General features: G+C 62.8%; 23 protein-coding genes and 1 tRNA gene. 16 read left to right on the plus strand and 8 right to left on the minus strand.

The annotated features are described in order from the left end of the window. Positions 1 to 35: 35 nt before the first annotated feature. Together YUO_RS0117165 and YUO_RS0117170 are read right to left on the minus strand one after the other, a co-directional pair. On the minus strand, positions 36 to 1157 hold the full coding sequence (locus tag YUO_RS0117165) for a TRAP transporter substrate-binding protein (protein ID WP_028348393.1): 1122 nt from the start codon (positions 1155 to 1157) through the stop codon (positions 36 to 38). Positions 1158 to 1482: 325 nt separating this feature from the next. Next, positions 1483 to 3174 (minus strand): MFS transporter, encoded by a 1692-nt coding sequence (locus YUO_RS0117170; RefSeq protein ID WP_028348394.1) that lies wholly within the window; start codon positions 3172 to 3174, stop codon positions 1483 to 1485. Between the two features lie 618 nt (positions 3175 to 3792). On the opposite strand from YUO_RS0117170, the gene YUO_RS46255 reads away from it, so the two are divergent. The 4 genes from YUO_RS46255 to YUO_RS0117200 all read left to right on the plus strand — a co-directional run bounded on the left by YUO_RS46255 (position 3793) and on the right by YUO_RS0117200 (position 7676). Beyond that, a complete protein-coding gene (locus YUO_RS46255; RefSeq protein ID WP_156908660.1) occupies positions 3793 to 3957 on the plus strand; it encodes a hypothetical protein in 165 nt (54 codons plus the stop codon). 42 nt (positions 3958 to 3999) lie between these two features. Further along, positions 4000 to 4242: a cupin domain-containing protein gene (locus tag YUO_RS48930; RefSeq protein WP_430649546.1), complete on the plus strand. Its 243-nt coding sequence runs from the start codon at positions 4000 to 4002 to the stop codon at positions 4240 to 4242. 535 nt (positions 4243 to 4777) lie between these two features. Next, on the plus strand, positions 4778 to 6163 hold the full coding sequence (locus YUO_RS0117195; RefSeq protein WP_028348396.1) for a cytochrome P450: 1386 nt from the start codon (positions 4778 to 4780) through the stop codon (positions 6161 to 6163). Between the two features lie 103 nt (positions 6164 to 6266). After that, entirely contained in the window at positions 6267 to 7676 is a 1410-nt protein-coding gene (locus YUO_RS0117200; RefSeq protein ID WP_028348397.1) for an adenylate/guanylate cyclase domain-containing protein, read from the plus strand. 6 nt (positions 7677 to 7682) lie between these two features. Here YUO_RS0117200 and YUO_RS0117205 read toward each other — a convergent pair whose 3' ends face one another. Further along, positions 7683 to 8159: a cupredoxin domain-containing protein gene (locus YUO_RS0117205; RefSeq protein ID WP_028348398.1), complete on the minus strand. Its 477-nt coding sequence runs from the start codon at positions 8157 to 8159 to the stop codon at positions 7683 to 7685. 370 nt (positions 8160 to 8529) lie between these two features. Here YUO_RS0117205 and YUO_RS0117210 point away from each other — a divergent pair, with 370 nt between their 5' ends. From YUO_RS0117210 to YUO_RS0117225, 4 genes are all read left to right on the plus strand, one after another. Continuing rightward, positions 8530 to 9033 (plus strand): tellurite resistance TerB family protein, encoded by a 504-nt coding sequence (locus tag YUO_RS0117210; RefSeq protein ID WP_028348399.1) that lies wholly within the window; start codon positions 8530 to 8532, stop codon positions 9031 to 9033. Positions 9034 to 9259: 226 nt separating this feature from the next. After that, positions 9260 to 10039: an SDR family NAD(P)-dependent oxidoreductase gene (locus YUO_RS0117215; RefSeq protein WP_028348400.1), complete on the plus strand. Its 780-nt coding sequence runs from the start codon at positions 9260 to 9262 to the stop codon at positions 10037 to 10039. Positions 10040 to 10206: 167 nt separating this feature from the next. Then, positions 10207 to 11007: a glutamine amidotransferase gene (locus YUO_RS0117220; RefSeq protein ID WP_028348401.1), complete on the plus strand. Its 801-nt coding sequence runs from the start codon at positions 10207 to 10209 to the stop codon at positions 11005 to 11007. Positions 11008 to 11119: 112 nt separating this feature from the next. Beyond that, positions 11120 to 11932, plus strand: a complete 813-nt coding sequence (locus YUO_RS0117225) for an enoyl-CoA hydratase (RefSeq protein ID WP_028348402.1) — start codon at positions 11120 to 11122, stop codon at positions 11930 to 11932. Between the two features lie 127 nt (positions 11933 to 12059). On the opposite strand, the gene YUO_RS0117230 is transcribed toward YUO_RS0117225, so the two are convergent. After that, positions 12060 to 12135: transfer RNA gene (locus YUO_RS0117230), tRNA-Ala, on the minus strand. Positions 12136 to 12319: 184 nt separating this feature from the next. On the opposite strand from YUO_RS0117230, the gene YUO_RS0117235 reads away from it, so the two are divergent. From YUO_RS0117235 to folD, 3 genes are all read left to right on the plus strand, one after another. Next, positions 12320 to 12610, plus strand: coding sequence for a YggT family protein (locus YUO_RS0117235; RefSeq protein ID WP_028348403.1), 291 nt, complete (start codon positions 12320 to 12322; stop codon positions 12608 to 12610). A gap of 30 nt (positions 12611 to 12640) precedes the next feature. After that, positions 12641 to 12958, plus strand: coding sequence for a DUF167 domain-containing protein (locus tag YUO_RS0117240; protein ID WP_028348404.1), 318 nt, complete (start codon positions 12641 to 12643; stop codon positions 12956 to 12958). Positions 12959 to 13031: 73 nt separating this feature from the next. Then, entirely contained in the window at positions 13032 to 13916 is an 885-nt protein-coding gene (gene folD / locus YUO_RS0117245) for a bifunctional methylenetetrahydrofolate dehydrogenase/methenyltetrahydrofolate cyclohydrolase FolD (protein ID WP_028348405.1), read from the plus strand. A 126-nt stretch (positions 13917 to 14042) separates the two neighbouring features. On the opposite strand, the gene ppa is transcribed toward folD, so the two are convergent. Continuing rightward, positions 14043 to 14573 carry an inorganic diphosphatase gene (ppa, locus tag YUO_RS0117250; protein WP_028348406.1) on the minus strand — a complete coding sequence of 177 codons (531 nt, stop codon included), beginning with the start codon at positions 14571 to 14573 and terminating at the stop codon, positions 14043 to 14045. A 98-nt stretch (positions 14574 to 14671) separates the two neighbouring features. Next, on the minus strand, positions 14672 to 15181 hold the full coding sequence (locus tag YUO_RS0117255) for a GNAT family N-acetyltransferase (protein ID WP_028348407.1): 510 nt from the start codon (positions 15179 to 15181) through the stop codon (positions 14672 to 14674). Positions 15182 to 15472: 291 nt separating this feature from the next. On the opposite strand from YUO_RS0117255, the gene YUO_RS0117260 reads away from it, so the two are divergent. From YUO_RS0117260 to YUO_RS0117275, 4 genes are all read left to right on the plus strand, one after another. Beyond that, positions 15473 to 16372 carry an alpha/beta hydrolase family protein gene (locus YUO_RS0117260; RefSeq protein WP_028348408.1) on the plus strand — a complete coding sequence of 300 codons (900 nt, stop codon included), beginning with the start codon at positions 15473 to 15475 and terminating at the stop codon, positions 16370 to 16372. Next, positions 16369 to 16836 (plus strand): DUF2269 family protein, encoded by a 468-nt coding sequence (locus YUO_RS0117265; RefSeq protein ID WP_028348409.1) that lies wholly within the window; start codon positions 16369 to 16371, stop codon positions 16834 to 16836. The genes YUO_RS0117260 and YUO_RS0117265 overlap by 4 nt, the downstream gene beginning before the upstream one ends. Positions 16837 to 16841: 5 nt before the next feature. After that, positions 16842 to 18161, plus strand: coding sequence for an SDR family oxidoreductase (locus tag YUO_RS0117270; protein ID WP_028348410.1), 1320 nt, complete (start codon positions 16842 to 16844; stop codon positions 18159 to 18161). 62 nt (positions 18162 to 18223) lie between these two features. Then, on the plus strand, positions 18224 to 18631 hold the full coding sequence (locus tag YUO_RS0117275; RefSeq protein WP_028348411.1) for a thiol-disulfide oxidoreductase DCC family protein: 408 nt from the start codon (positions 18224 to 18226) through the stop codon (positions 18629 to 18631). A gap of 106 nt (positions 18632 to 18737) precedes the next feature. Here the strand turns inward: YUO_RS0117275 and YUO_RS0117280 are convergent, their stop codons facing one another. Further along, positions 18738 to 19988, minus strand: coding sequence for a flavin monoamine oxidase family protein (locus YUO_RS0117280; RefSeq protein WP_028348412.1), 1251 nt, complete (start codon positions 19986 to 19988; stop codon positions 18738 to 18740). Between the two features lie 237 nt (positions 19989 to 20225). On the opposite strand from YUO_RS0117280, the gene YUO_RS0117285 reads away from it, so the two are divergent. Then, positions 20226 to 21935 (plus strand): hypothetical protein, encoded by a 1710-nt coding sequence (locus tag YUO_RS0117285; RefSeq protein WP_028348413.1) that lies wholly within the window; start codon positions 20226 to 20228, stop codon positions 21933 to 21935. 67 nt (positions 21936 to 22002) lie between these two features. Here YUO_RS0117285 and typA read toward each other — a convergent pair whose 3' ends face one another. Beyond that, positions 22003 to 23829, minus strand: coding sequence for a translational GTPase TypA (gene typA, locus YUO_RS0117290; RefSeq protein WP_028348414.1), 1827 nt, complete (start codon positions 23827 to 23829; stop codon positions 22003 to 22005). Between the last annotated feature and the right edge of the window lie 179 nt (positions 23830 to 24008).

Raw genomic sequence — 24008 nt, forward strand, 5'->3', positions numbered from 1 at the left:
ATTATTCGTACCGCCGATCAGGCGCTGCGAGCTCGTCAGACCTTGAGCACACCCGGGAAGTGGTGCTCGAAGGCGCCACGATAGTCCGTCGCGTTGGTCATGTTGTAGTAAACCACGCGGCGGACCCATGCCTTCTGCGAGTCCATCACCTTCTTCATGAACGGATCCGACCCGAGCTGGGCGATCAGGCCATCCCATGCCTTGATCTGCGCATCGAACACGGACTTCGGCGTCCGCTGAACGTTGACCTTGTCCTTGCTGATCAGCTCCTGCAGGTCCTTGGAGTAATAGTCCATCCCCTTCCACTCGTTGGCGGAGGAGACCGCCTCTGCGGCATACTGCAGAATCGCCTTCTGCTCGGCCGCCAGCGCATTATACTTCGTGCGGTTGAACATGATCTCGAAATATTCCGTCGCCTGATGGTGGCTACCCAACATGTAGTTCTTGGCGACGTCCTGTGCGCCGAAGCGCCTGTCCGAGGTAGGATTGTTGAACTCGAATCCGTCGATCACGCCGCGCTCCATGGCCGGCACGATTTCGCCGCCCGGAAGCTGCGCGACAGAGGCGCCCATCACCTGGAACAAGTCGGCGGCGAGACCCACGGTGCGGTATTTGAGCCCCTTCAGGTCGGCGTCGCTGTTGATCGGCTTCTTGAACCAGCCGAGCGGCTGGGTCGGCATCGGCATCGCGAAGAAGCTCTTGATGTTGACCTTCATGATCTGGGTCTGGAGTTCTTCGAACAGCTCCTTGCCACCGCCGTTGTGAATCCAGCCAAGGCCTTCGTTGGCATTGAAGCCGAACACAGGCCCGGTGCCGAACAGCGATGCGGCCTTGTGCTTGCCGTACCAGTAGACGGTCACCGTATGGGCCGCGTCGATCTGGCCGCCATGCACGCCGTCGAATACCTGGAATGGATGCACAACCGAACCGCCCACGAGATAATCGATACGCAGCCGGCCTCCCGCCATCTCGTTGACGCGCTTCACATAATCTTCGGCCATCTCGTTGAAGACGTCGGCCTTGCCCCAAGAGCCTTGCATCCTCAGGGTCGCCGTCTGCGCCCGGCTGACTTGTGGCATCGCAATCGCCGCACCGCCGGCGGCCGCGGCCGTCAGGAAACGGCGCCGCGTCGTTTTTGTATCGCTACGCTTGCTCATGAGTTCCTCCCGGTTGAGATGTCGCCCGCTGTCGCCGCAGGCTTGTTTGTCTCAACGACAAGTCAAAGGCTTGCGCGGCATTTTGGCAAGCGGGAAGTGCGCGGACTCCTTATGAATCGCTCAAGTGGCAAGGCAACGTTGCTATCTCGCAGGCGCGAAGCAGGACCTGTTCGCGTTCGGCGGCGCGAATGCCCATCGGCGTCTTGCACTTTAGTCGCAGGAAGTTGATGGCGCGGTGTCGGCAGTACGCTGAATCAAGTTGGGCTGATTTATTCCCGCGCCGTTCTGCGCCCAATAGCCGCGCCGCGTCACCCATATCAATGGGTCAGGTGCTGCTGCCTGCTGCGGTTGCGACCACCGGCAAGACCTCGTTGGCCGCGCGGTCGGGGGTATCTTCCTTCCAGCGGACCGAGCCGAACGGCCGCTCCAGCATGCGGCGGACGCGGATCGGCTCCGGCCCGAGGTGAAAGTCGATCGCGCGCTGGTGCAGGGCGCGCTCGGACTGCGTCGCACGGTTACGCTGGCGCAGATAATCGAGCCAGGTCGGGCAATGGTAGCGCTCGGTCCATAATTCGGGGTCGCCGATGTCGCGCGCGATCGACCAGCCATAGGCGCCGTTGCGCTGGCGGCTGAGCTGCACTTCCTGCATCACATTGTGAAACGCGCGCGCATCGTCCTGCGCGACGCGATACTCGATCTCGACCACCAGCGGTCCGCTGCGCCCCGTGAGCGACAGCCGCACCTCGGGATCGGCAAGCAGTTCAGTGGCATCCTCGTTGCGCGCGCCGACCGGCGGCATGCGCAGCCAGATGCCGAGCAGGGGCGAGATCAGCATCAGCCCGGCCGAGACCAAGAGCGCGATCTCCACGCCAGCGAGGTCGGTGAGGTGTCCCCAGCCCCAGCTTCCGACCGCAATGCCGCCTGCGATCGACGCCTGGAAAGCCGCCAGCGAGCGGCCCGCAACCCAGCGCGGCGCTGAAAGCTGCACGCCGATATTGAACAGGGCGACCGCCAGCATCCACACCGCGCCGGCGAGCACGAGCGCAATCGCCGTCAGGACCGCGTTGGTGCTCAGGGCGACCGCCGCGATCGCACCCGCCATCGATATCGCGCAGGCGCGCACCGCGGCCTCGCCGCTCATGCGCCGCCGCACCTCGCCGATATTCAGCGCGCCGAACACCGCGCCCATGCCGAAGGCCCCGAGCATGATGCCGTAGGTCTGCGCGCCGCCATGCAGGAGATCTCGGGCGACCAGCGGCATCAGCGCCGAGACCGAGCCGCCAATGATGCCGGTGACCAGCGTGCGCGTCAGCACGATCTTGATGGACGGGGAATTGGTGATGTAGCGCACGCCGGAGACCATGGCGCGGTTGAGCCGTTCGCGCGGCAGGCGCGACGGCTCGCTGGCGCGATTCCACAGAAACATCACCACCATCAGCGGCAGATACAGCACCGCATTGACGGCAAACGCCGCCACGGCGCCGGCGGTCGCAACGACGATTCCGCCGATCGCCGGGCCGAAGCTGCGCGCAATGTTGTAGCTGATGCCGTTGAGCGCGACCGCCGCCGGCAGCGTTTCCGCCGGCACCTGCTCGGTCACTGAGGCCTGCCAGGCCGGCCCGAACAGCGCCATGCCGCTGCCGACGACGAAGCAGAGGGCCAAGAGGATATTCGGCGTAACAAGGCCGAGCCACGCCAGCACCGTGAGCGCGGTTGCGCCGACAAGCGCGATGCCGAGCGAGACCAGCGCGACGATGCGGCGGTCGTGCATATCGGCGATGGCGCCGGCGGGCATCGAGATCAGCATGACCGGCAGCATCAGCGCAGTCTGCACCAGCGCGACCTTGTCGGCCGAAGAAGTCATCTGTGTCATCGCCCAGGCCGCGCCGACGCCCTGGATCAAAATCCCCAGGTTGGAAACGAGGCTGGCGAGCCAGATGCGCCGGAACACCGCGTGCCGCAACGGCGCTGCGATCCCGTCAGTCGCAAGACGCGAGCGTTTCGGCTGGTCGGTCATGATCGGTTCCGTTGGCGTTCTGTCACCGGCTTGATTCCATTCGAATGTAAAGTGATGCCTGCGAAAGCCCTGGCCTGTCCAGTCGAAGCAGCACTATCGGCGGTGCTATCGCACAGCTAAGGCATTGAAAAGCAACGGAAGGTTTCAGATGCGGCTGTCGCGACAGTTGGTGCTTGGGCGCTGACGCCGATCTCTTGCTCTACGCCGCCCCTACAGAGAAGGAGCGCCGGTTGATCAGCCAGCGCACCAGGAAAGCGCTCGCAGCAAAGAAGGCGGAAGGACCCAAGGGCAGTGCCGGGCCCTGACCTGCAATAGGTTCCAGCGGGCTCCGAACGATGCTCATGGCCATCGCTTTCGTGATGCGCGGCAAATTGCGCATAGAACGCGTGCTTGGGGTTGATATCATTCCAGTTAATCATTGAATGTGACCCCAAAGCGGGACACGCCATGACGATTGGAATTGAGCGGCTCCGCGACGCGCGCGAACAGCGGCTCGACCAGAAGCAACGTAATCATTCGGAGAAGACGACAACAGCTATCCGCTGCGGGCGTTGCGAGCCTGGCGCATGATCCTGTCTGCTCTCGTGGAGGCCGCATTCGCAACCAGGAGGACATTCCATGACGCCCACGCGTTTTGTTTCAACTGCTAGCACGCTGGCCGCAATCTGGCTCGTGGCCGCAGCCGCGACAGTACGTGCCCAGGACAGTGCGCTGCCCGCCGGGTTCAAGACCCAGCCGTTGCTGAAAACGGGTCAAACTCGAGACAAGCAGCCGATTGCCTAACCGAAGACAGACAAGCCAGAGATCATCTCCGTTATTGGGCTCATCGAGCCAGGCGGCCGCACGCCATTGCATGAGCACCCGGTACCGACCTACGTGTACGTCCTAGAGGGCGAGGTAGAGTTGCAGAGTCACGGGGGACAGCCGCATCAATACAAAGCCGGCGAAGCGTACATCGAGGCTCTCAATCACCCGCACCAGCTTTTCAATAAGGGCAATGTTCCGGCTAAGGTCCTGGTAGTCTTCGCCGGCGAGGAGGGAAAACCCACAACCGTAGCGGCGAAATAGCCGCTTGTCGTGGCGACATGATCCGCTTCCGCAATTCAATTCAGCCGCCGACGTGGGTGGCTGATTGAATCGGGCGCACACTTGCTTATTGATAAGTGACTGAGCCTTACTGATAAGTGACTGAGCGCGTTAATTGCGGACTGAACGCCTCTGGGGCGATGCAATGATATTGCAAGCAGTCCGGGCTCAGCGAACTAAGTCCGACCTCCGATACAACCTGCTGGCCATCACGCTCCGATGACAAGCTCGAACAACCGAACCGTTCCCTCGACCGAAGACCAGCGCCGCGAGCTCGGCTAGGCTGTCAAGCAACGCGGAGGTCAACCGCCCCGTGGTGGCATTATTCAACCAGGAGCGTATCGTGGCGCGGGCCTGGCCGGCCTCGGAAAACCGGTTGCCGAACTGACTTATTAGCTGTTTCCTGACAGGCGCGCCTTTGTAGCGCCCGGATCGAATACATAATTGGAGCCGTAGCCCGCATGAGCCAACGGGGCGCGCATTCGCCCGACCCGTCCGGGCTACGAGAGTGGCGCCGATGAGTGTAGCCGAAGCCTATGACATGACGGTTGCGCGCGCACCGCTGGTGCCGCCGAGCCCGCCGCGGGCGCCCGACGACATGACGGTGTTCGGGCGGATGAAGGCGATCCGCGAAAGCCCGATCGGTAGCTGGGGTCAGCGGGCCTATGAGGAAGATATCGTCCAGGGCCGCTTCTTCGGACGCAGCACATTCATTCTCAACGCGCCGGATGCGATCAAGCATGTGCTGGTCGACAATTACGAAAATTATACCCGCACGCCGGCCGGCATCCGGGTGCTGCGTCCAATCCTCGGCGAAGGTCTTCTGATCGCGGAAGGGCGCGCGTGGAAGCATCAGCGCCGAACGTTGGCGCCGGCATTCACGCCGCGCGCGGTGATGCCGCTCATTCCGCACATGCTGGCGGCAACCGACCAGACGGTCGCCAAGCTGAGAGCCGCCAGCAATGGACACGTCGACCTGCGCGAGGCGATGCAGCGGATGGCGCTCGAGATCGCCGGCCGCACCATGTTCTCGTTCGGGATGGATCGCCATGGCGCCGCCTTGCGCGATTTCGTGATAGAATATGGCGAGCGGCTGGCGCGCCCGCATTTTCTGGATTTGCTGCTGCCGTTGAGCTGGCCAAGCCCGCAGGATATTGCGCGTAGCCGTTTCCGCAAGCGCTGGACCGCATTCGTCGGCATGTTGATGGCCGAGCGCCGCGCCGCCGGCAAGCAGGAGGGTGCGCCGGCGCGCGATTTGTTCGACCTGATGGGCGACGCGCGCGATCCGGAAACCGGCGAAGCCTTCTCTGACGAACAACTCGGCGATCAGGTCGCGACCATGATTCTCGCCGGCCATGAGACGACGGCGACCGCACTGTTCTGGGCGCTCTATCTCCTGGCGCTCGATCCTGCCACGCAGGAGCAAGTGGCGAGCGAAGTACAGACCGCGTCCGTCAACGGCGCGTCCGATATCGAGCGGCTGAAATTCACCCGCGCAGTGATCGACGAGACGATGCGACTCTATCCGCCGGCGTTCCTGATCGCCCGCGCGGCGATCGGGCCGGATACCATCGCGGGCCTGCCGGTCAAGAAGAAGGACGTCATCCTGATCGCGCCGTGGCTGTTGCACCGGCACGAAAAACTATGGCGCGATCCGAGCGCGTTTATCCCGTCCCGCTTCATGACGGGAACGCCGCCCGACCGCTTCGCCTATCTGCCGTTCGGCGTCGGCGCCCGCGTCTGCATCGGCGCGCATTTCGCGCTGGTCGAGGCGACGCTGGCGCTGGCGAAGATGATCGGCGCGTTTCGCGTCACGCTGGTCGACAAGGATCCGGTGATGCCGGTCGGCGTGGTGACGACACAGCCCGCCCGTTCGCCGATGTTTGCCATCACGCCGCGGTAGCATTTTTTTGATCGGGCCGATTGCCGGCCCCGCGAAGAAAATGCGTCAGATAAGAAAGCGCACCTTGCACGGTCGCTTCGGGAGCGTCATCTAGGTTGTCACCATGAGCGATACCCAGGCCCAGTTCGCAGTCTTGAAGCAGACCGCCGATCCCGCGGTGGTCGACGCTATCTCGCAACTGATCGCCAAGGGCGAGGACCGCGATCTCAACCGCATCAACCTCCTGGATTTCGCCGCGCGCTACGGGCTGGACGAGGAACAGGTCATCTCGGCCTTCCTGCATTCGGCGCGGCTCGGGCTGTTCGATCTCACCTGGAATGTGCTGTGCCCCGGCTGCGGCGGCGTGCTCGGCGCGCACAACACCCTGAAATCGCTCCGCCACGACGATTACAATTGCGCGCTATGCGCCCAAGGGTACGAGGCATCGGTCGACGACCGCGTCGAAGTCGCTTTCACGGTCAGCCCGCGTGTCAGGCGCATTGCGGCACACGATCCCAACACGCTGCCGATCTGGGAATATAACCGCCAGATGTTCTGGAGCTCGGGGATGGACCTGAGCGAGGAATCGATCAAGCGGCTCATCGATGAAGTCTCGCTCGAAGCCATCGAGTTGCCGGCGGGCGAAAAGGCAGTGCTGTCGCTGCAATTGCCCAACCAGTTCGTGATCGTGTTCGAGCCGGTGACGCATTCGGCGCATTTCTTCGATGTCCAGGGCGAACCGATCCGCGAGCGGCAACAGTTTTCGATCGTCTTCAACAAGCTGCAGGCGCCCACGGGCTCGACGGTGATGCGGCCGGGACCGCTACGGCTGTCGCTCGAAAACCAGACCGACCACCGGGTGCTGCCCGCGGTGTGGATCGCCAACGACACGCTCCATGAGCTGCTCGGCAAGCGCAAGCCGATCCTGACCGCCAAGCGGATGCTGTCCAACCAGACTTTTCGCGACGTCTTCAAGGCGGATAACCTCAACGTCGATCAGCGCCTCAAGATCACCTCGCTGACCTTCCTGTTCACGGACCTCAAAGGCTCCACCGCGCTCTATGAGCGGGTCGGCGATCTCGCCGCCTTCGATCTGGTGCGGGCGCATTTCCACGCGCTGCTCGAAATCATCGCATCGGAGAAGGGCGCGGTCGTGAAGACGATCGGCGATGCCGTGATGGCGACCTTCATCAGGCCGGAACATGCGATCGTCGCTGGCCTGCGCATGCGGGCGGCAATGGCGACGCTGAATGCCGAGCGCGGCCGGGAGGACCTGATCATCAAGATCGGCATCCACGAAGGGCCATGCCTCGCGGTAATGCTGAACGAGCGACAGGACTATTTCGGTCAGACCGTCAACATCGCTTCAAGGGTGCAGCACCTGTCGACCTCGCAGGAGATCCACATCACCGGACCTGTGATCGAATCGCCGGGCGTTGCCACCATTCTGGCGAAACAGGCGATCAGGCCGATCCAGAAGGAAGCGGCACTGCGCGGCATCGCCGACAAGGTGATGGTGTACGAGATACCTTAAACGACACTACTCGATCACGATCTCGCCGGTCATGCCGAGTTCGGCGTGGGTCTTGCCGTCGCTGGTCTTGATGTCGCAGCGCAGGTCGCTGGCACGGCCAGCGGCGATCGGCACCAGCCACCATTCGGCGGATTGTCCCGGATAGACCTCGATCTCGCGGATCGCGCCCTTAAATTCGGCGAGGGTAACGGTCTTGCCGTTTTGCTGTTGCGTCACCTGCGCCTTGCGCGTGAACACCATCTGCGAGAACGCGTGCGAGGTGAAGTAGTGCGGATCGTTGCTCGAGTTGCGCAGGATCAGCTTGTAGAGCTTGCCGGTTTCGAACTTGAGTTGCTTCGGCACGAATTCGTGTTTGCCGGGCGAGCCGAGATCGACCGTCACCTCGATCGGCGTCTGTCGCGACAGGTCACCTGCCGCAAGCGCTGCTCCGGACGCGATTCCCAACACAACGGCAGCACCAAGTGCGAAGCGCAAGGAGGCCATGGTCGATTCCCTTTTGAAAATAGCTCGCTGAAACAATGAGTTCTTTCCCTAGTGCAAATGCGAATGATTTGCAATTGGATATCGACCGACTGCCTGCGGCGAATCGCGCAGTCGGCCATTGGCCGATGGCCGTGTCTTACCGAAGCGGCCAGGTTACATGCTTTGAACCGGACCCCGACCCAACAAAAGGCGCGCCGTTCGCCGTGGCGGCATTGGGCACTGCTCAGATTTCGCGCAGATGTTTTCGTCACACCCAACGTGACGCCGATTTAATCTGCGTGCCTTGTCAGCCACCCATCGCGCGGATTGCGAAGGCCAAATCTTCGACCCATATTCGCTCAACAGTTTCCTCGAATTTGCAGGTAGATTGATGCTCGACGGACTGCGCCAATTCATTGCCGACATCGTTGCGCCCAACGCGGATCCAGACTTCGCGTTCGACGATACCGGGTATCTTCTCGCGGCGACTGCACTGCTGGTCCACGTCGTCTCGCTCGACGGCGAACCGAGCGCGCTCGAGAAGCGCAAATTGCACAGTTTGATTGAAAGCCGCTTCAAGCTCGATCCCGGAACGGCGGATCATTTGATCGCGTCGGCCACGCGGGCCGAAGGCGAGGCGGTCGATCTCTATCGTTTCACCAGCGTCATCATGCGTTCGGTGAACGAGGAGGGACGCCTTCGCATCATCGAGATGATGTGGGAACTGGTATACGCGGACGGCCAGGTCAGCGAGTTCGAGGATAACGTCGTCTGGCGCGCGGCTGACCTGCTCGGCATTTCTTCGCGCGACCGGATCGACCTGAAGCATCGGGTGGCTGAGCGGCAGCCGGTCTCGTCCGCAGGTGCGCCGAAGGCCGAAGACGCCGCAATGTGACAATGAGCGGCGCAGCCACGCATCATTGCAGATGACGAAACTTTGATGTGCGCCGCAACCGGCTGCGGCAGCGCGCGATAAGCCTGAAAACATAGGGACTTCAGCGTGTGGAGCACACAGGCCGGCATGGCGCCATGTTTGGGGGATGGCTTGCGCCACACCGCGCGCCTATGCTCTCGTTCCCGTGCTGCAGCATAACCCTGATTTGATTTAAGAGCATTCAACCGTGACCGAGCGTGTGACGCTGATTACCGGTGCATCGGCGGGCATAGGCACCGAGCTGGCGCGCGTTTTTGCATCGAAGGGTCATCGCGTGGCGCTGGTGGCGCGGCGCGCTGATCGCCTGGAAGCGTTGGCGACCGAAATCAAGGCGGCCGGCGGCGCAGCGCCGATCGTCATCCCCTGCGACCTTGCGCAGCCCGACTGCGGCGACAGGATTGCCGAAGCCTTAACCGCCTCCGGCGTGGAGGTTGAATACCTCGTCAACAACGCCGGATTCGGCGTGTTTGGCAGAGCAATCCAGCGCGATCGATCCAACCAGCTCGAGATAATCGCCGTCAATATCCGCGCGCTGACTGACCTGTCACTGCGATTTTCCGATCACCTGATCCGCAATCGCGGCGGCCTTCTCAACGTCGGCTCGATCGCCGGCTTTCTGCCGGGTCCGGGAATGGCGGTCTATTACGCGTCCAAAGCCTATGTGCTGTCGTTCACCGAAGCCATGCGCGCAGAATTGGCGCCACATGGCGTGCGCGTGACGGTGTTGTGTCCGGGACCCGTGCCCTCGGAATTTCAGGCGCGCGCCGGATTTAGACCCGGCTATGATTCGTCGATCCTCAATATGTCGTCGGCCGATGTCGCGCAGCAGGCCTACAGCGGATTGATGGCGAACAAACGGGCAGTGTTGCCCGGCCTCGGCATCAAGATTGTGCCGTTCATGCTCCGGCTGTTTCCGCGCTCCTTTATCCTCGGGGCGATCGGCCGCTTCCAGCTCCGCCAGCGCTGAAGAAACCCCGGGTTTTTCCGGTGTTCTTGCCCGTTCGCACCGCGGGTCGGGCGCGCTGACCGCATCTGGCCCGCGGTTTGCTTACATTTTTGGATGTGTGCGTGAACTCACCCGAAATTAACACTCACTTAGGTATGGTTTCGATTCGAGGCACCTGAGCAACGTCGATGTCGTTCCGGTCGAGCAAAAATGGCGACAACATCGTGCCCTTTCCGGGCAGAGGGGTGCTGGCTGCGCCTGACGCCGCATCCCTGTCACCGGTTCTGATCGTTCTCCACCAGGAAAGCTCGACGCCCGGCCGGGTCGGCAACACGCTGGGCGCGCTCGGCTATCCCCTCGATATCAGGCGTCCGCGGTTCGGCGACCCGTTGCCGGAAACGCTGGCCCAGCATGCCGGCGCCGTCATCTTCGGCGGCCCGATGAGCGCCAACGACTCCGACGATTATGTCCGCCGCGAGATCGACTGGATCGAAATTCCCTTGCGCGAGCGGCGGCCGCTTCTTGGCATCTGCCTCGGCGCCCAGATGCTTGCCAAACAACTGGGCGCGCCGGTCGCGCCGCATCATGAAGGCCGGGTCGAGGTCGGTTACTATCCGATCCGCCCAACCGCTGCCGGTCACGCGCTCTGTTCGGACTGGCCGGAGCGCGTCTACCATTGGCACGGCGAAGGATTTCAACTGCCTGATGGCGCCGAATTGCTGGCCGAAGGCGATGATTTTCCGGTGCAGGCGTTTCAGCACGGTCACGCGTTCGGCTTCCAGTTTCATCCCGACGTCACCTACGCCATGATGCATCGCTGGACCACGCGCGGATGCGTGCGGATGGATTCGCCGGGCGCACAGCCGCGTCACCTTCACTTCGAAGGCCGCGCCGTGCACGACGTCGTCGAGCGGGCGTGGCTGAAGAATTTCATTGCAGGCTGGATCGTGCGCGCGCCGCACGCGGCTCTGCTGGAAGCGGCCGAATAGCCGCCACGCGGAATTTGCCCGCGCGTCCGAACGTCTTTCAAAAGCCGCCGATGTGATAGTGTCGCGCCCCTGAGCCCGCACGGCAATGACAAGAACGACAGGGAGACCCGCGGTGACCTATCAGCATATTCTCTACGCGGTGAACGACAAGATCGCGACCATCACGCTCAATCGTCCCGACCGCATGAACGCGTGGACCGCAACCATGGAGCGCGACGTCCGCCACGCGATGGAGGCTGCCAGCGCCGATGACGATGTCCGCGTCATCGTGCTTACCGGCGCCGGCCGCGCCTTCTGCGCAGGTGCGGACATGGAGGCGTTACAGGCCATCGACCCCAGCGAGATCAGGCGTGGCGAGAACATCCCGCCCTTCGACATGAACCGCCGGGCGGACTGGCAGACGCGCTACGCCTATTATCCGGCGATCCCAAAGCCCGTGATTGGCATGCTCAACGGCGCCACCGCCGGCATCGGTCTGGTTCACGCGCTCTACTGCGACCTGCGCTTTGCCGCCGACAATACCGTCTTCACCACCTCGTTTGCGCGCCGCGGGCTGATCGCCGAGCACGGCATTAGCTGGATGCTGCCGCGCATCGTCGGCCACGCCAATGCGCTGGACTTGCTGATGTCGGCGCGGCGGGTCTCAAGCGAGGAGGCGTTGCGGATCGGGCTGGTCAACCGGATCTATCCGCCGGACCAGTTGCGCGAGCAGACGTATGCCTATGCGCGCGATCTCGCCGATTTCGTCTCGCCCAGCGCGATTTCGGTAATCAAGCGCCAGCTCTACGACGTGCCGTTCCAGACGCTCGCCGAAGCCACCATCGATGCCAACCGCGAAATGCAGATCGCGCTGAAGGGGAGCGATTTCCGGGAGGGGGTAGCGAGTTTTGTGGAGAAGCGGCCGCCGCGGTTTACGGGGAAGTGAGGGGGAGGGGCGACGATTACCTTGTTGCGGGTCCGGCCCGTCTTCGCCCGTTGGGCTTCGCCGGGCACCACGCTTCACCCTTCGGGCATCACGTGGCTGCGCCACGCGTAGCCCCAAGGGCGAAGCGTGGTGGAGCCAGGCGGGATCGAACCGCCGACCTCGTCATTGCGAACGACGCGCTCTCCCAGCTGAGCTATGGCCCCGTCGCGACCGCCTCGACATCGTCCGAAGCAGCCGACAATCGGCGCCATTTACAGTCCGGCCCAAGGCCAAGTCAAGAACGGTGAAAGTACCGACTTTGGCGTGATTTTGCCGGGAACTTCCCTTGTTTGCGGGAGGATGAACCGATATCTAGCTGTCTATCCCTCCTCGCGAGCTCCCCCTCCCATGCGTGCTATCCTCGACATCGTCATCATTGTCCTTGACCTATACGTCTGGCTTTTGATCGCCGCGGCCATCCTGTCCTGGCTGATCGCCTTCAATGTCGTGAACACGCGCAACGGGTTCGTCGCGGCGGTGGCGGAATTCCTGTACCGGATTACCGAGCCGGCGCTGGCGCCGATCCGCCGGTTCATGCCCAATCTGGGTGGGCTCGACATCTCGCCGATCATCCTGATCCTGATCATCATGCTCGTTCAGCGGATAATCCTCTACTACGTCTATCCCAACGTCATCTGACCGCGAGCACTGATAGCTGACGGATGCCCGATGGATCCCTGGCGCTACTCGACCGACGGCATCAGTGTCGCGCTGCGGGTGACGCCGCGCGGCGGGCGCGACGATATCGATGGCATTGAAACGCTCGCCAACGGCCGCTCGGTGGTGAAGGTTCGCGTCCGTGCCATCGCCGACGGCGGCGAGGCCAACCGTGCGGTTACGGAACTGCTGGCGAAGGTGCTCGGCGTCCCGAAGGCGAGGGTGAAAATCTTGTCGGGCATGACCTCGCGCATCAAGCAGGTCGCCGTTGATGGCGATCCCAAAATTCTCGGCGAAACGCTGCGAAAGGTAGCCGCCGCCAAAGCATGATCCGGACCCGGCGGGCCGCGGAAGCGCAATTTTCCGAAAGGATCATGCGTCAAAACGAAGACGAAGGATTGAGATGACGGCACGCATTATCGACGGAAAGGTCATTGCGGCGGAGCTTCGCGCCCGTGTTGCGGAAGAGGTCGCACGGGTCAAAGGCGAGCATCAGGTCACTCCGGGCCTTGCGGTGGTGCTGGTCGGCAACGACGCCGCCAGCGAGGTCTATGTCCGCAGCAAGCACACCCAGACCCAAGCCGCCGGCATGGCCTCGTTCGAGCACAAACTGCCGGCCGACGTCGTGCAGGCCGATCTCCTGGCGCTGATCGCAAAGCTCAACCGCGACCCCGCCGTGCACGGCATTCTCGTGCAATTGCCGCTGCCGAAATCGCTTCACACCGAAACCATCATCAACGCGATCGATCCCGCCAAGGATGTCGACGGGCTGCATCCCGCCAATGCCGGCCGGCTGGCCGGCGGCTTTACCGCGCTGTCGCCGTGTACGCCGCTCGGTTGCATCATCCTGACCAAGAGCGTGCATGCCTCGCTGGAAGGCATGAACGCGATCGTCATCGGCCGCTCCAACCTGGTTGGCCGCCCGCTGCTGCAATTGCTGCTGAATGAAAATGCGACGGTGACGATCGCGCATTCGCGCTCAAAAGACCTGCCGCAACTCTGCGCCCGCGCCGACTTGGTCTATGCCGCTGTCGGCAAGCCCGAAATGGTGCGCGCCGGCTGGATCAAGCCGGGCGCCACCGTGATCGACGTCGGCATCAACCGCCTGCCCAGCGCTGACGGCAAGACGCGGCTGGTCGGCGATGTCGCGTTCAAGGAAGTCGCCGAGGTCGCCGGTGCGATTACGCCGGTGCCGGGCGGCGTAGGCCAGATGACGGTGGCGTGCCTGTTGGTGAATACACTACGCGCGGCCTGTGCGATTCACGGGCTGCCGAAGCCCGGGGTGTAGGTGTTACCGTCGTTCCGGGGCGCGCGCGAAGCGGGCGAACCCGGAACCTCGAGATTCCGGGTTCGATGCTGACGCATCGCCCCAGAATGACACTACTTCGTCAGCGGCCACGACGCGCGGAAAAAGCTACTTCTTCTTGGCGCGTTCGATGCCTTCCAGGATCAGGCGGTGGGCGTCCTCGGCGCCGCACCAGCGCAGCACCTTCACCCATTTGCCCTTCTCGAGATCCTTGTAGTGCTCGAAGAAGTGCTGGATCTGCTGCAGCGTGATGTCGGGCAGGTCGTTGTAGTTCCGGACCTTGTCGTAGCGCTGGGTCAGCTTTGACGATGGTACGGCGATGATCTTCTCGTCGCCGCCGGCCTCGTCTTCCATCAGCAAGACGCCGACCGGCCGCACGCTCATCACGGCACCCGGCACGATGGCGCGCGTATTAGCAATCAGCACGTCGCAGGGGTCGCCGTCGCCGGACAGCGTGTGCGGGATGAAGCCGTAATTGCCGGGATAACGCATCGCCGTATAGAGGAAGCGATCGACCACCAGCGTGCCGGCTTCCTTGTCCATCTCGTATTTGATCGGCTCGCCGCCAACCGGCACCTCGATGATGACGTTGACGTCGTGTGGCGGATTTACTCCGATCGGGATGGCGTCAATGCGCATAAGGGACTCCGCTTGGCGTTAAGGGGCGCGCCAGGAATCAGGCGCGCGTCAGGGTCCCTTTAGACCCGCAGCCGAGCAGGGAAAAGCCTGAAATAGCTTCAGTTGGTCCAGGCAAAAGCGACTTTGTCGAGCGATTTGGCGCCGAACTTCTCCGAGGAGCGGGCCACCATGCGACCGCCGAGCGCGCGGTAGAATTCCGTCGCCGGATCGTTGTCCGACAGCGCCCAGATCACCATGCTCCTCAGCCCGCTCTGCATCAGATCGCGCCGGGCGGCGGTGAACAGGCGGCGGCCGAAGCCGAGGCCCTGGAATTCCGGCCGCAGGTAAAGCTCGTAGATCTCGCCTTCGAAATGCAAGCTGCGGGCGCGGTTGCGGCCGTAATTGGCGTAGCCCGCGACCTTGTCGCCGAACACCAGCACGCTGACGCGGCTGCCTTTGCGGATTGCGCTGTCCCACCATTGCGGGCCGCGACGGTTAATGAGTTTTTCGAGCTCGGCGCCGGGAATGATGCCCTGATAGGCCGAGCGCCAGGCTTCATCATGGGTAGACGCCACCGCGGCTGCATCCGCAGCCTTGGCCGGTCGAACCTCGATCAGGGTTGTGCTCATATCCTGATCAAAGCAAGTCGGCGGGCCGGCTTCAAGGTCCATCGTTAATTATCGGTTAACCTGTGGATTTTCTGCATCAGTTTCGTGTTCTTCTGTACCGAAAGAGGACAAGGTGGCTGTCTCATCAGGTGTTTCGCCGAGGCAATGGGCGGCGAAATCGTTGTTAAAATCATCCAACCAAACGGCTCGGTGAATTCTGTTCACGGAAAAATGCGCAGGATGTGATTCGCCGGCGGTATTCTGTTGGTGAGTTCGCAATACGCCCCTCCCTCGGCTGCACCAGGCCATTTCATGCATCCCCTAAACATGCTTCCTGCGCTGATCCTCGTTGCCGCGCTCGGCGTGAAGGTCGCCGCCGCGCAGTCCAGCCTTGGCGCGCAAGGCCCGGAAGGCGAGCCTCACCGGCTGCAGCAATGGCTGGTGCCTTCTCCCGATTCTGCAACTGCCGCGCATGCGGTGCTGTTCAGGCCACCGGGAAAGGGGCCGTTTCCACTTGCGGTGATTGCGCACGCCTCGACCCAGAACGTGTTGCGGCGAGCGCAGATGCCGCAGCTCGAATACCGCGCGCTCGCCGGATGGCTGGTGGCCCGCGGTTTTGCCGTGCTGGTTCCTGAACGCCCGGGCCATGGCGCGACGGGCGGAAAATACCTGGAGGATCAGGGCGGTTGCGACGAGGCTGACTACGCCAAGTCTGGCCGCGTTGTGGCGGATGCGATCGCCGCTGCCACCGGCTTCATACGCAAGCAGCCCTTCATCCGCGCCGAGGGCATGGTCGTGATCGGCCATTCGGCTGGCGCCTGGGGTGCACTGGCGCTGGCCGGCGAAGATCCGAAGAACGTTGCCGCCATCATCGCGTTCGCGCCGGGGCGCGGCGGGCATGCCGATGATTCTTCCAGCCGCGTCTGCGCGCCGCACACGCTGATGGCTGCCGCGGGCGAATTCGGCAAGGCTGCACGCGTGAGGGTGACCTGGCTGGTGGCTGCCAATGACAGCTACTTTTCGCCCGCATTCTCGCGTCAATTGGCCGATGCGTTTCGTGCCGCCGGCGGCAGGGCTGATTTTCGCGTGCTGCCGGCCCATGGCAGTGAAGGCCACTGGCTGGTGGAAACTGGCGGCGGTGTAACCCTCGCCGGACCTGAACTCGATCGTGCGTTGAAGGCGCGGTCCCGTACCCCGGCAGCCAAGCGATGACGCTGTATTTCCTCGTCAAATATCTCCATGTACTCGGCGCGATCGTCATTCTCGGCACTGGCGCCGGCATCGCATTTTTCATGCTGATGGCCCATCGTAGCCGGGACGTGGCGTTCATCGCGCGCACGGCAGAGACCGTCGTGATCGCTGACATGCTGTTCACGCTAACGGCGGTGCTGCTGCAGCCGGTGAGCGGTGGCGCGCTGATCTGGCTGTCTTCCACTGCGTGGAGCGAACGCTGGCTGATGATCTCGCTCGGGCTCTATGCGGTGGCGGGGTTATTCTGGGTGCCGGTCGTATTCATGCAGATTGAAATGCGCGATCTCGCGCGCAAGGCGGCGGAGCAAAACCGGGAGTTGCCGTCGCGCTATCTCGCACTTTTCCACCGCTGGTTTCTGTTTGGCATTCCCGGGTTTGGCTCGGTCATGGCTATTCTCTGGTTGATGATCGCCAAACCGTTCTAGGCAGCATGAACGCCGACATCCGAAAAATCCTCGTGCTCGGCGCCTCCGGCCTGATCGGCCGCTTCGTGACCGACGATCTTCGCGGGAGAGGATTTCGCGTGGTCGGCGTCGCCCGGAAATTATCCGCTTCGCAGAAGAACGGCGCGCTCGATCTCGAACTGCCTCTCATGTCGATGGATGCGGCGGCAATGGCGCGGCTGCTGCGCGATCAAGGCATCGGTGTCGTCGTCAATTGCGTCGGCGTGCTGCAGGATGGCCCCGGCAGCGACACTGCCGCAGTGCATCGCGAATTCGTAGCGCGGCTGTTGCAGGCGATCCGCGAAAGCCGCCTCGCGATCCGGCTGGTGCATATCTCGATTCCCGGTGTCGCCGAGACCGACGCCACCGCCTTCAGCACCACCAAGCGCGAGGCCGAACGACTGATCGCCGATTCCGGCGTTCCGTACACGATCCTGCGGCCGGGTTTCGTGGTGGCATTGGCTGCCTATGGCGGCAGCGCCATGCTTCGCTCGGTCGCAGCACTTCCGATTGATCTTTCGCCCGCCGAACGGCTGACGCCATTCCAGCCGGTCGCCATGGAGGATATCGCGGCGACGATTGCCTGGCTTGCCGCGCGCGATCCGGGCGAGGCGAACGCGGTGACCTGGGACCTGATGCAGGAGCAGCCGGTCACGCTCGGCGACGTGATCGATCAATTTCGCGAAGTGTTTGGCACCGGCAAATGGTGGCGCATTGTGATGCCGGCGTTCCTGCTCGATCTCGGCGCCAGGCTCGGCGACCTCACGAGCTTGCTCGGCTGGACGCCACCGATGCGGACCACCGCGATTGCGGAGCTGCGACGCGGCGTCAGCGGCAGTCCCGCCGGCTGGATGGCCGCCACCGGCATCATACCGAAGACAATCGGGCAAATGGCGGGAAAACGCTTGGCGACCATCCAGGACAAATGGTTCGCGCGGCTGTTCCCGATCAAGGCGCTGATGATCGCAAGCCTCGTGCTGTTCTGGGTCGTCTCCGGCTTCATTGCACTGGTGATTTCCTATGACGCGGCGGCAGGTATCCTGCGCAGCCACGGTTTTCCGCCGGCGCTCGTCGCCCCCATCACGGTGGGTACCAGCCTGATGGATATGACCATCGGCGTGCTGATCGCGTTTCGCCGTACCTCGGCATTTGGCCTAGTTGCGGGTATCATTGCCTCGCTCGGCTATATGGCCGGCGCCGCAATCCTGACGCCGGACCTCTGGATCGAGCCGCTCGGCGCGCTGGTGAAGACGGGACCCGCCATCGTGCTGATGCTGGTGGCGCTGCTGACATTGGATAATAGATAGCGTTTCCGAGCGAAGTGGGAACCGGTTCGCGTGAAGGAAACGCGTCAAGACAAAGAGTGTGCATGACCCAATGGCCCGACGATGACGTGATCCTCTATGACGGCGTCTGCGTCTTCTGCTCGCGCTGGGTCCGCTTCGTTGCGAAACGCGACGTCGAGCGAAGGTTTCGTTTCACCGCGATCCAGTCGGCGTATGGCACACGACTGGCGCAGGCCTTCGGCATCGCTCCCGATGATCCCGATACCAACGCGGTGGTGCATGGAGGCGTCGCATATCTCAAATCGGACGCCGCTTTGACAGTACTCGGCATGTTGCCGGGCTGGCGATGGACGCGCGGGCTGCTTGCCGTACCGAAGCCGCTGCGCGATGCCGTCTATAATCTCGTCGCGCGCAACCGGTATCGGATATTCGGGAAGTATGACGAGTGCTTCGTGCCGGACGCGGAGATGCGGGCGAGGGTGATGGAGTAGGAAAGAACGTCGCCTCAACCGTCATTGCGAGGAGCAAAGCGACGAAGCAATCCATGTCTCGGCAGCCGCGAAATGGATTGCTTCGCTTCGCTCGCAATGACGGTTGTCAACGCTTAGTCAAAACTTCTTCCGCCGCCCGCTCGCCGCTGTCCCTTGCCCCATGCGCGGTCGAGAAGAACTCCGGCGAGGTTGCCTCGCCTGCAAAGAACAGCCGGCCATCGACGGGCGCGGCTAGGACCTCGCGATCTCCCGCATGTCCCGGCAGCGCGTGTGAATAGGAGCCGCGGGCGAAGGGATCATGCGCCCAGCGTGATTCGGCGAGCGGCTTCAGCTTGCGGCGAAAATCGTTGCCGAGGATCGAGACGATCTCGTCGATGCTTGCCGCGGCCAGCGCGCCGGGGCCGGCGTCCTCCAGCGACTGCGCGAAGCGGCCGCCGAAAAAGCCTTCAATGCAGGGTTGGCCAAATGGGCGGATGTGATAGGTGCCCATTTCGGTGCGCATGGTGGCGGCGCGCAGATTGCCCTCTACGGGCAGCGCTTCGGGCTCATCCACTGCCAGCGTCACCTTGTCGGCGAGGCCGAGCGGCAGGCCGCGCGCGGCATCGACCTTTTGTGGCAACGGCGGGTGAAAGCGGATCGCCTCATCGGCGATCAGGCTGGTCGGCACCGTGATGATCACCTTGTCGGCAGTCAGCGTGCCGCGCGACGTCTCGATGCGGACGCGCTTGCTTGAGTGATCGATCAGCGTCACGGCGCAATTGAGCGCAAGCGGACACGTGGCGCCATAGGCCGCAATCAGCGCACCATAGCCGCGGCGGACGCGCCAATTGATGTCGGTATCTTCATAGGCGTCCATGTCGATGACCGAGACCTGGTCGAGCTCGCAGCCATTGACGTAAGTCGAGATCGCATCGATCATCGGGTTCCAGCGATTGCCAGGCTCCAGATAAAGGCTTGCGGCGCAGTCGCGGCCACTCTTCGCGGCTTCCGCCGCCGCTATTTCGGCGCGGTCATAGAACGCATTGAGCGCGTGCATAAAGTCGTCGCGCTCTGCTTGCGGAAACGCCTTGCCGTGAGCGCGCTCGCGCCAGGGCGGCAGTGACCTGTTGATCTCGAAACCGAGCCGTTCGGCGATTTTGACAAATGAGTTCTCATCTGCCGAATGCAGCCAGCCGCAGCCGACGTCGAAGGTGACGTCAGGCGAGGCCATGATGGTGTGCGCGCGGCCGCCAATGCGATCACGCGCTTCCAGCACGATGACGGAGAGGCCGGAATCTTTCAGCGTATTCGCCGCGCCAAGCCCGGCGGCGCCGGCGCCGATGATGGCGACATCGACTGAGGAGGGGAGAGACGTCATGCGTAAGGCTGTAGCACGTTCGCGCAGAGGCTAGAAGCCGGCCATTGACGAGGGCGATGTCGGGGCCGGCAATCCGGGCGCGTCCGCGCATCGATCCGCAAGCAGACGTCGGTCGCGACGGGCAGTCGATGCGACGCTGTGGAAACGCTGTGGAAACGACGAGGTCTCTTGCGCCTCGTTCTGTAGTTGTGTTGAATACTATATTCACTTGTCTCATTTCAGATATGGATTTCAGCCATGGCCGCGTTGAATCCAACTACGAGACGCAAGCGAACCGCCATTCTCGTCGTTCACGGCATCGGCAGCCAGCGCGCCCTGGAAACAATGCGTGGGGTGATACGCGGCATCTGGCTCGACTGCAACAACCCGGCCGACAAGAACAAGCGGGTATGGACGCATCCGCAAAAGGATGGCGCCGATATCGATCTGTCCGTCATGACGACCAACGGAGTACCGGACTCGAAAGATAATCGCAGCGTCGACTTCCACGAACTGTATTGGGCTCATCTGATGAGTGAAACCAGGGCGGTTGCGGTGCTGCTCTGGCTCTACGAGCTTGGCCGGAAGGGTCCGATCATGAAGCTCGGCATGAACGGACTCTGGTGGGCCGCGGCCATTTTCCTGTGCCTGATGAATCTTTCTTTCGCAGTGCTGGTGCTGCGGGGCGTCTTGCTGTTTTCGGGAAACAGCGCGCAGATCATGCTGGTGGCGCCGTTTCTGCTGCTCGTCGCCAGTATATTTGTCGGTTTTGCCGTGGCGTGCCGGTGGCTGGCGTTCCGGCTCATCATCCTGTTTGCAGTTCTATTGGCGGGCGGAGGCCTGCTGGCCCTCGGCTACTTCGAGGTCGCGTGGCATTTCGCCGGCAGCCCCGGAATTCCTGATGGCGCCGAACTGGTGACGCTGATTGCGCTGCCTACGCTGATCGCGTTCATCGCAACCGGGCTGGTCATGGGGCTGCAGGGGCTGCGCGCCTTCTGCTGGGCTTTGTTCATTTCGCTGTTCCTGTTTGGCTGGTTTGTCACTGCCGACCGGTATTGGAATTCGGAGACGGCCTTCATTTCAACTGTGATCAAGGGGTGGGTGTGGGGGCTGAACTCGCCGTGGGCCGTTGCCACGGCCGCGGCCGTGATTGGCCTCTATCTGATCGTCAATGCCGCATTCCTGCAGCCCTATCTCGGCGATGCGGCGCGCTACTTCCGCAATTCGCCCGCCAATGTCGCGGTGCGCCGGGCGATCCGGAAGGATGCCGTGGACACGCTCGAGCGTCTTCACACCAGCGGTCAATACGACCGGATCGTCGTGGTCGCGCACAGCCTCGGAACCGTGGTCGCCTACGACATGCTGCGCGCCTATTTCAGCCGGATTTGCAGCGAGCTGCCGCCGGTCGACCAGCTTTGGCAGGAGTTCGCCGACATCGACGGCGCGCCATGGCAGCCAGACGACAAGACCGACGCCGCGACGCATCAGGACAAGGCCGATGCGTCGGCCAAGGTGGCCGACGCCGGGCTCAAGAAAGACTTCAAACGTCGTGTTGAAGAAAGAGAATTTCCGACCTGCCCGCCAAAGCGGCTCGATGCAGACGGTTTGCTAACGTTCCGAGACCCAAATACGGGGAATAGGCGGGTTCATAACGGCGCCCTGTTCGGCTTGACCCGGTGGACCAACATCTATTTCCCGCGGTTTCAGCTTTTCTGGGGAGACGCCATCGGCGGCGCGCTATCGCCGATCTTCGGCTACCACATCGTCGATCTCGAAGTAGCGACCAAGGCGGCAGGCGGCGCCGACTTCTTCACCCATACCGCCTACTGGGACGTCGAACGAAAGCCTGACACCTACAGCGCTCCGCACATCGTTGCGCTGCGCAAGGCCGTCGATCTGGTCGACAAAAACGACGCTATCGATCTGGTTGACGACGGTGACGATCCGACCAAGCACGAGGGGGAGTAGAGCTTGGGCCCCGGCTCAGCCGCGCACCGCTATCGCGCCGCGCTGCGTCCGGGGCACGAGACTGGCCTTACGCCACCGCTTCCTTGGCCTTTTCCGCGCGCTTGCGGTCGTTGGCGTCGAGGAACTTCTTGCGCAGGCGGATCGACTTCGGCGTCACTTCGACCAGCTCGTCGTCCTCGATATAGGCCAGCGCCTTTTCCAGGGTCATCTTGATCGGAGGCGTCAGGCGCACCGCCTCGTCCTTTGACGTGGTGCGGATGTTGGTGAGCTGCTTGCCCTTGAGCACGTTGATCTCGAGATCGTTGTCGCGGGTGTGCTCGCCGACGATCATGCCCTTGTAGACCTTCCAGCCAGGCTCGATCATCATCGGGCCGCGGTCCTCCAGCTTGAACATCGCGTAAGCCACCGCTTCGCCCTGATCGTTGGAGATCAGCACGCCGTTGCGGCGGCCCTGGATGTCGCCCTTGTAGGGCGCATAGCCGTGGAACAGGCGATTCATGATCGCGGTGCCGCGGGTATCGGTGAGCAGTTCGCCCTGGTAACCGATCAGGCCGCGGGTCGGTGCGTAGAACACCAGCCGCAGGCGGTTGCCGCCGGACGGACGCATCTCGATCATCTCGGCCTTGCGCTCGCTCATCTTCTGCACGACGACGCCGGAGTGCTCCTCATCGACGTCGATCACGACTTCCTCGATCGGCTCCTGCCACTGGCCGGTGGCTTCGTCCTTCTGCAGCACGACGCGCGGACGCGACACTGAAAGCTCAAAACCCTCGCGGCGCATGGTCTCGATCAGGATCGCGAGCTGCAATTCGCCGCGGCCCGATACTTCCATGGAATCCTTGTCGGCGGCCTCGACCACGCGCAGCGCGACGTTGCCTTCGGCCTCGCGCAGCAGGCGGTCGCGGATCATGCGCGAGGTCACCTTGTCGCCTTCGGTGCCGGCGAGCGGCGAGTTATTGACGATGAACGACATCGACACTGTCGGCGGATCGATCGGCTGCGCCACCAGCGGCGTCTCGACGGAAGGATCGCAGAAGGTATCGGCGACGGTGCCTTTGGTCAGGCCCGCAATCGCGACGATGTCGCCGGCTTCGGCTTCATCCAGCGGGGTGCGCTCGATGCCGCGGAAGGCGAGGATCTTTGTGATACGCCCCTGTTCGATCGTCTTGCCGTCAGCGCCCAGCACCTTCACCTGCTGGTTCGGCTTGATCGCGCCCGAGGTGATGCGGCCGGTGATGATGCGGCCGAGATAGGGATTGGCTTCCAGAATGGTGCCGATCATCCGGAACGGGCCCTGCTCGACGCTCGGCGGCGCGACATGGCGCACGATCAGATCGAACAATGGCTGCATGCCGGCTTCCTGCGGCCCATCTGGGCTGTCGGCCATCCAGCCCTGCTTGGCCGACCCGTAAAGTATCGGGAAATCGAGCTGCTCCTCGCTGGCGTCGAGCGCCGCGAACAGGTCGAATACCTCGTTGATGACTTCGGTCGGACGCGCATCGGGACGGTCGACCTTGTTGATCACGACGATCGGCTTCAGCCCGACCTTGAGCGCCTTGGAGACCACGAACTTGGTTTGCGGCAGCGGGCCCTCGGCGGCGTCGACCAGCACCAGCGCACCATCGACCATGTTCAGGATGCGCTCGACCTCGCCGCCGAAATCGGCGTGGCCGGGGGTGTCGACGATGTTGATGCGGGTGTCCTTCCACTGCACCGAGGCGGCCTTGGCCAGAATGGTGATGCCGCGCTCGCGCTCCAGATCGTTGGAATCCATCGCGCGCTCGGTGACCTTCTGGTTCTCGCGATAGGTGCCGGATTGCTGCAGCAGACGGTCGACGAGGGTGGTCTTGCCGTGGTCGACGTGGGCGATGATGGCGACGTTACGAAGGTTCATGGCTCTTCTTCTGGTCGTGCATGTGGAGGCGCGATCTCACCGGAAAACCGGGACCCACTTTTCCGGATCGCGCTCAAACCTGGGATGCGAACGGGGCCACAGCTCAAACCTGGCCCCAAAAAGGAAGCCCGGCCAAAAGGACCGGGCACACCTTACGCGTTGCGGCGCAATATATTCAG

Origin of the sequence: Bradyrhizobium murdochi, assembly GCF_000472965.1 — a bacterium.
Classification (GTDB): Bacteria; Pseudomonadota; Alphaproteobacteria; order Rhizobiales; family Xanthobacteraceae; genus Bradyrhizobium; species Bradyrhizobium murdochi.